Genomic DNA, 8,313 nt, shown 5'->3' with positions numbered 1-8,313 from the left:
CCGGCGTCAGAACCACCGTTACCGGTGCAACTGACAGTCCGGTGCCGTTAACAATAACGGTCAGCGGTGCATTGCCGGATTTGGAGCCTTTCAGCGTCGCGGTATACGTCCCGTCCTGATTATCCTTAACGGTACCGAACGTGGTGTTGGCCAGTGTGGTGCTGAACAGCACGGTCTGACCGATCACCGGGTTGTCATGGACATCTCTCAGTGTCAGCGTCAGTGAAGAGGTCGTGCTGTTGTTTGCCACGATACTCAGCGGTGCTGCTGTCAGTGAAGATTTATCCTTATCCAGATGATCTTTATCCCCGGTCAGTTTCACACTCACCGGTGCCACTGCCAGTTCCGCACCGTTCACGGTCACTTTCAGTGCCGCAGTACCGGATTTGGTCCCTTTCAGTGTCGCCGTATAGGTACCGTCCTGGTTATCTTTCACGGTACTGAACGTGGTATCTGCCAGTGTGGTGCTGAACAGCACGGTCTGTCCCGGAATCAGGTTACCGAAAGTATCTTTCAGGGTCAGTTTCAGTGACGAAGTCTTGGTATTGTCCGCCACAATGGTCAGCGGATCCGCAGTCAGTACTGACTTATCTTTATCCGGATTTGCGCTGTCCGGCGTCAGAACCACCGTTACCGGTGCAACTGACAGTCCGGTGCCGTTAACAATAACGGTCAGCGGTGCATTGCCGGATTTGGAGCCTTTCAGCGTCGCGGTATACGTCCCGTCCTGATTATCCTTCACCACACCGAATGTGGTATCTGCCAGTGTGGTGGTGAACTGCACGGTCTGTCCGGACACCAGGTTACCGTTGACGTCTTTCAGGGTCAGTGTCAGTGAAGAGGTCGTGCTGTTGTTTGCCACGATACTCAGCGGTGCCGCAACCAGGACAGATTTATCTTTATCCAGATTGCCGTTATCCGCAGTCAGTTTCACCGTGACCGGTGCAACGGCCAGTACTGTACCGTTAACGGTCACTTTCAGTAACGCATCACCGGCGGTTTTCCCTTTCAGCGTTGCGGTATAGGTACCGTCCTGATTATCTTTCACCGTACTGAAGGTGGTTCCGCCAAGCGTGGTACTGAACAGCACCGTTTGTCCCGGAACCAGGTTACCGTTGGCATCTTTCAGGGTCAGTTTCAGATCCGATAATGATGCATCATCTGCCACAATCGTCAGCGGTACCGCAGTCAGCGAGGATTTGTCTTTATCCAGATTTGTGCTGTCCGGGGTCAGGACAACCGTCACCGGCGCCACATCCAGCGGATTACTGCCCACGGTGACTTTAATTACTGCATCACCGGCCGTTTTCCCTTTCAGCGTCGCGGTATAAGTACCGTCCTGATTATCTTTCACGGTACCGAACGTGGTTCCGCCAAGAGTCGTACTGAACAGCACGGTCTGTCCGGACACCAGGTTGCCGTTGGCATCTCTCAGTGTCAGCTTCAGCGTTGACGTCGTAGAGTCGTTTGCCACGATGCTCAGTGGTGCCGCTTCCAGGACAGATTTATCTTTATCCAGATTACCGCTGTCCGCCGTCAGTTTCACCGTTACCGGTGTAACCGCCAGTTCTGTGCCGTTAACGGTAACTTTCAGTAATGCATTACCGGCAGTTTTACCTTTCAGCGTTGCGGTATAAGTACCGTCCTGATTATCTTTCACCGTACTGAAAGTGGTTCCGCCGAGCGTGGTACTGAACAGCACCGTCTGGCCCGGAACCAGGTTACCGTTGGCATCTTTCAGGGTCAGTTTCAGATCCGATAATGATGCATCATCTGCCACAATCGTCATCGGTACTGCGGTCAGCGAGGATTTGTCTTTATCCAGATTTGTGCTGTCCGGAGTCAGGGCAACAGTCACCGGCGCGACATCCAGCGGATTACCCCCCACAGTGACTTTAATTACTGCATCACCGGCGGTTTTCCCTTTCAGCGTTGCCGTATAAGTACCGTCCTGATTATCTTTCACCGTACTGAAGGTGGTTCCGCCGAGCGTGGTACTGAACAGCACCGTCTGTCCGGACACCAGGTTACCGTTGACATCCCTCAGTGTCAGCTTCAGCGCGGACGTCGTGGTGTCGTTTGCCACGATGCTCAGCGGAGATGCTTCCAGGACAGATTTATCCTTATCCAGATTACCGCTGTCCGCGGTCAGTTTTACCGTCACCGGGGCAACGGCCAGCACAGCACCATTCACGGTCACTTTCAGTGCCGCATCACCGGCGGTTTTGCCTTTCAGCGTAGCAGTATACGTACCGTCCTGATTATCCGTTACTCCGCTGAATGTGGTACCGCCGAGCGTGGTACTGAACAGCACCGTCTGTCCCGGGACCGGGTTGTCGTTGGCATCTTTCAGTGTCAGCGTCAGCGCTGACGTTGTGGAGTCGTTTGCCACGATGCTTAGCGGCACTGCGGTCAGCGAGGATTTATCCTTATCCAGACTGCTGCTGTCCGGCGTCAGTTTCACTGTCACCGGTGCGACGGCAAAAGCCTTGCCGTTCAGCGTGACGCTGATTTGAGCATTACCGGATTTGGTTCCTTTCAGGGTCGCAGTATAGGTGCCGTCCTGGTTATCCGTTACCGTACCGAAGGTCGTGCCTTGCAGGCCGGTAGTGAACAGTGCAGTCTGCCCCGCAACCGGGTTGTTATTCACATCCCGCAGCGTCAGCGTTATTGCAGATGTCGTATTACCGTCTGCCACGATGGTGTCCGGTACTGCCGTCAGTGAGGATTTATCCTTATCCAGCTTACTGGTGTCTGCGGTCAGTTTTACACTCACCTCAGTCACGGCCAGCACGGCATTATTCACGGTGACTTTGATTTTTGCGGTTCCGGCTTTAGTACCTTTCAGAGTGGCAGTATAAGTACCGTCCGCATTATCTCTCACCGTACTGAACACGGTATCCGCCAGGGCGCTGCTGAATACCACCGTCTGGCCGCTCACGGCATTATCGTTCGCGTCTTTCAGGCTCAGAGTCAGCGTTGAAGACGTCTTGCCATCAGCCACAATCGTGTCAGGAACAGCCGTCAGTTCTGATTTATCACCACTCAGGTTACCGTTATCCGCCGTCAGTTTTACGGTGACCGGTGTAACCGCGAATGCTTTCCCGTTCAGCGTGATGCTGACCTTGGCATCCCCGGCTTTAACACCTTTCAGTGTCGCCGTGTAAGTACCATCCGGATTTTCGGTAGTACCGCTCACCGTGGTTCCCGCCAGCGTGGTTCCGAAGACCACGGTCTGACCCGGGATCAGGTTCCCCTGACGATCTTTTAAGATGAAATGCAGCGTTGATGTTGTCTGACCATCTGCCACGATCGTCACCGGATCGGCTGTCAGCGAGGATTTCTGAGCATCAGGGTTCGCACTGTCTGCCTTAAAGGTGACAGTAACAGATGGCTCACTGGAATTAATCTTCGCTTTAACCGCAACCTGTGCCGCACGGGTGCTGGTCATGCTGAACGTTACTTCACCCTGCTCATTGGTCAGCAGAGACTGTGAAGCCGGAGACGCGCCGTTGTCAGCGGTGAAAAGAACGGCCACATACGGCACAACGTTACCCTGTGCATCAGTGACAATCGCTTTCACGCTGTTGACGGATGTACCATCAGCCGCGCTGTTATCTGCGGTGATCGTGAGATTTGATGCCAGAATTTCCGCTGTCGTGCTGTCTGCTGTAAACATCACGGTTTTTGATGCGAATTTAGTATTGACCTGTGCAATAACGCTGGTGTTACCCGCACGGGTGTTAGTCAGTTCAAACAGTGCATTACCGTCAGCATCCGTATTGATCAGCATCTGAGACGGAAGTGCACCGTGATCAGCGACAAACTTCACGGCAATTCCCGGAACCGGGTTATTGTAGGCATCAACAATAGTGGCTTTCACACTGTTTGCTGCCGCACCATCCGCTTTCTGATTATTGGTGACGATAACCAGGCTTGCATCCGTAATGGTTGCTGTGGTTTCATCCGCCACAAATTTCAGTGCGCGTACCGCATCATCGCCGTTAATACTGAAGGTATAGTTATCAGAACCGGCTTTGGTATTGCTGATACTGATACGCACCTGACCACGGCTGTCTGTCAGACCGCTGACAGGCTGGGTCTGATAGCGTGCGGTTCCCGGTACTTTGATAGTCACCGGCGCACCGGCTAACGGGTTATTGCGGCTGTCAGTGACAGTCACCAGAACCTCGTTTTTCGCTTTGCCGTCGGCTTTCGCACCATCCTGAGTCACGACTGCGCTCTGGATCTTCGCGGTACTGATATCGGCGACAAACTGCGAGGTCACACTCTTCGAGGTACCCGTACCTTCAACCACCAGTTTGGAATCCCCTGCCGTTTCACTGCTGAAACGGATAGTGACCTGGCCGTTATCATCAGTCTGCTGGTTCGGATCGGTGACTGTTGCGCCGTTATCCGCTCTGGCGGTTAACGGGAAGTTTTCCACCTGGTTATCGAACTGGTCAGTCACCGTTGCCACGGCGATGTTCTTCGCCTGGCCGTCAGCCACTGCTTTGTTATTGGTTAATTCAAGCGTTTTAATTTTTGCGGTACTGAGATCCGCAATATAGACGATCGATTCCGTACGGCTGTTACCGTTACGCATCTTGGCTTTCAGTAATCCTTTACCTGCGGATTTACTGATGATTTTCACGGTCGCCGTGCCGTCAGGCCCGGAGATCACGGTCAGGGTCCGGCCGCTGTTGCCGTCTGCGTCATAAATGGTCACGCCTTCCGGATTTTTCAGCCCGGAAACACTGAACGTGACGGCTTTATTCGCCAGCACTTCGCCCTTGTCATTCTGTAACAGTGCCACAGCAGTAAACTGGTCACTGTTGTTGGCGATTAAGGATTGGTTCGGCGTCACGGTCAGTTTGGTGATAGTTTCCACTGACGGGATCACATTCACCCACATTTCTGCGGTGTTAGACGGGTTGCCCTCATTATCTTCACCGACAGCGGTCACACGGTAGCCCTGCGGCCCGCCGTTGCGATCCATAAAGATATATTCCGGCAGGGTAATATCCGCCGTGGTCAGCCCGGTCTGTTTGATCTCACCGCCGTTTGCCAGCAGTTCAGGCGCTGACCAGCGCAGTGATTTCAGACCGTATTTGGCTTTCAGCACACTGACCGTCACAGGCAGTGTTTGTGCCGCTTCACCGTTGAGTGCCGGCGGCAGTGCAATCCGCAGCAGTTCCTGCTTACGGTACTGCATCACAATGTTGTAGTTTCTGTCGACGAAATCGTAACGGTTACCCGCCAGGTTACGCATCAGATCAACATTGTCGGTATCCAGCTGCTGTGACAGCGGCACGCCGAAACGGTAGGAAAGCTCCATACCAATCTGGCTGTCATTGGAATCACCGCGGGATGTCTGACCTTTAAACGTGATCAGCGGGAACGGGGTATAACTGAGCCCGATGGTGGAGACCGACGGGTTACTTTTCAGTTCACCGGAAGAGGTGGTACTGGCCAGGCTGACGCCGTCGCCGAAGTACTGTTCATATTTTGCAAATGCGCCTAACTGCGGATAATCAGGCAGATAGCCCTCCGCACGGATATCAAACCCGTTCGCCGGGCGTTCGTCGTAATCGCGCATTTCATGCAGTTTTGACTGGTGCCAGTCTGTTACCCTGAAGTAGCCGTTAGCCGCGAACTTCAGGTAGTTGGCCCATAATTCACCACCGACACCGACCCGCGAGTTACTGCCGGTGATATCGTAATCATAAAAGCTGTTCACACCCCACATCCAGCCGTCTTCATACTGACGATAGCCCAGACCGAGGTTGGTGGTGGTGCGTTCTTCATTGGCACGAAGCCCGATCTGTGAAAACAGCAGGCTGTTCGGATTATCAATTAACGGTACCAGGACATCTGCATCACCGGTTTTGTTGCTGCCGAACTGAATGCGGGCATGACCCACCTGGTTCAGCCAGTCATTGACCTGCTGATTAAGCAGGTTTTCACCGATACCGCGCACATAACCGAGGGATGCATCCACCGCGTCATCACTGGAGAGGATCTGCCCCGCCTGTGAGGCGTTACCCGCCCAGCGGGATTCATTCTGCGCCGCTTCATCTTCCGGAGAGATATCCGGCAGACCGAGGGTCGGCAACGCACTGAATATATCGTCAGTCCGCACCGTATTATCGCGTGGTGCAGGGTTTGCCGGGTCCGGCAGTGTGCTTACACCCATCGGGAACGGCATACCGTTCTGTCCGGAGATAAAACCACTGTCTGAACCGGCCGGCATCACACCGTATTCACTGCCGGACGGCATTTCAACGGTAAATCCCTCACCGCTCAGCGTACTGCCGGAAGCCGGTTTTCCGCTCTGTGGCTGCAGAGGCGGAGTCGAACCCGGAGATGTACCCATCAGTGCATTAAGTCCGTCAAACGTTTCTGACATCACTAATGCATCATTTTGCTCTGCCGCATAGGCAACAGATAATGTTGCCGTCGACACCGGAAAAAATAACTGCAAAAAGAGCAACAGATAGGCTGTTACTCTTTTTGTTTTTGAGTAATACGAAGTCACAGGCATGAATACATCCCCGAAAGTAAGATTAAAGCCATAAATTAATTATCAAAAGATACGTCTTCCATTATTTCCGCTAATAAATCCAATTACCGGATACGTTATAAAAATATGTTGTTTTTACTCTCACTGAATGTTTACATATCACGGGAGTATTTATTTCTTGTTATGCTATTCAATCCGGATGTTATCGCGGTACAAATACATATATCCGCCACCTGTAAAAGGCAGCAGAAAATAATGAAATCACCTTGCCGGATTTAATATCAGCAATTAACTTTAATACTTATTATTTGAGTTACACGCACATCACAGAAAGTAAAAAACAAGACATACTTTTACATTATCACACAGTATATACAGAGCTCAGAAACAGGTCAAAATCCAACAAAAATAGAAACAAATCAATCACTTAACTTAAAACCAAACCTGAAACACCGTAAATTACTCACTCAATGGATTTTTATTTAACTATTTTTTACAAAATAAATTAAATATAACAATCATCACAGCAAATTTCATCATTAAATAATTGATAAAATTATCATTACTTATTATTTGAGTTACGCATTCACTTTATTAAAATATAAAAATCAGAAAATACCAACTAAAGGAGATTTAGTTAACAAATGACTGCGCGAGGGGAATGGAAAGGAAAACACTATTGTCTGATACGGACGAGCACTAATACAGTGACACTCATTTAGTGTCCGTCCGTACAGATGAATTATTGCACTGATTCAGTCAGGGCTATTATTTTATCTCTGTTGATAACGGGAATTTACAATCGAATGAAACCGACGTTTGCGCACTCCCTGAAGGTGAAGAGACATAAAAGCCCAGAAATGCTTCCGGAATTTTAAACGTCTCATCTTTTGTCGAAAATCCTGAAATAGTGATCTTATTCGTTGACGATGACGGTGATGTTGTTCCGGTATTGTTACCAAATAATTTGCAGGTCAGCTGAGTGTCGCCGTCAGCCGCTGTTTTTTCCAGAACCTCATACTTCAGTGTGACATCTTTTGATATTGCGGTTGAAAGCCAGTTAACACAGTCAACCGACACATTATCCACATCATAGTTATAGGACAGTATTTTCTGATTGGCAGCGCCGTCATATAAATACAGGTTATCCTCGGACAATGATGTTTTCACGGATACATCCTTACTGGTGAATTCACAGGCGACCTGTAAATCTGTCATTGTCGTGAAATTTAATGTGTTATTGGTATAACCAGTACCTGAACCATCTTTACATGTTGCCGGAGAATCTGCATTACACACGCGACCCGCCGATGACGTATCAACTGTATATCGGTTGTTGCCGCCGGTCAGTGACGTAATATCTTCTCGCGGAATCTCAACAAGCTGAGTTAAATCAACACCATGAGCCTCTGCCACCCGTAATGCATCATAATGTGTCGCGGCATTCATCAGTTCCTGATCAAAACTGCCGTTTCCCCGCAAATTAACAAAACCGGTTTTAATCACTTTATTATTACCGCCGGATGTCACTTTATAATTCAGCGTACAGGATTCCAGTATGTTATTTGCGTAGTTTTTTTTACATGTATTAGGATGAGTTTCATGACCACTCAGATACTTATGTACCAATTCAAATGAAAATATTCTTGTGGTCGTTTTTACATTCTCGACCTGATAATGTGAATACGCATTGCCCGACAACACAATCAATGCCATGGCAATTATTTTATTTTTCATTGCATTACCCTTATAAAAACAGAGCTGAATTGCCGGTACAATAATGATACCGG

General features: G+C 49.9%; 2 protein-coding genes. Both read right to left on the bottom strand.

Annotation, left to right across the window (positions count from 1 at the left end):
- A partial coding sequence (locus AAZR23_RS20565; protein WP_434694491.1) for an invasin domain 3-containing protein occupies nucleotides 1–6,466 on the bottom strand: 6,466 nt, incomplete at its 3' end.
- An 825-nt stretch (nucleotides 6,467–7,291) separates the two neighbouring features.
- A complete protein-coding gene (locus tag AAZR23_RS20560) occupies nucleotides 7,292–8,260 on the bottom strand; it encodes a heme utilization protein (protein ID WP_166708685.1) in 969 nt (322 codons plus the stop codon).
- Nucleotides 8,261–8,313 lie beyond the last annotated feature (53 nt).

The sequence above is a fragment of the Morganella sp. Je.2.23 genome, assembly GCF_051129855.1.
GTDB lineage: Bacteria > Pseudomonadota > Gammaproteobacteria > Enterobacterales > Enterobacteriaceae > Morganella > Morganella sibonii.
Note: the sequence above shows the minus strand (reverse complement) of the source record. Positions and strands in the feature narration are given on the sequence as shown.

Excerpts from the sequence above, each read along its gene's own strand:
- AAZR23_RS20560 (WP_166708685.1), bottom strand. The coding sequence starts at position 8,260 with ATGAAAAATAAAATAATTGCCATGGCATTGATTGTGTTGTCGGGCAAT.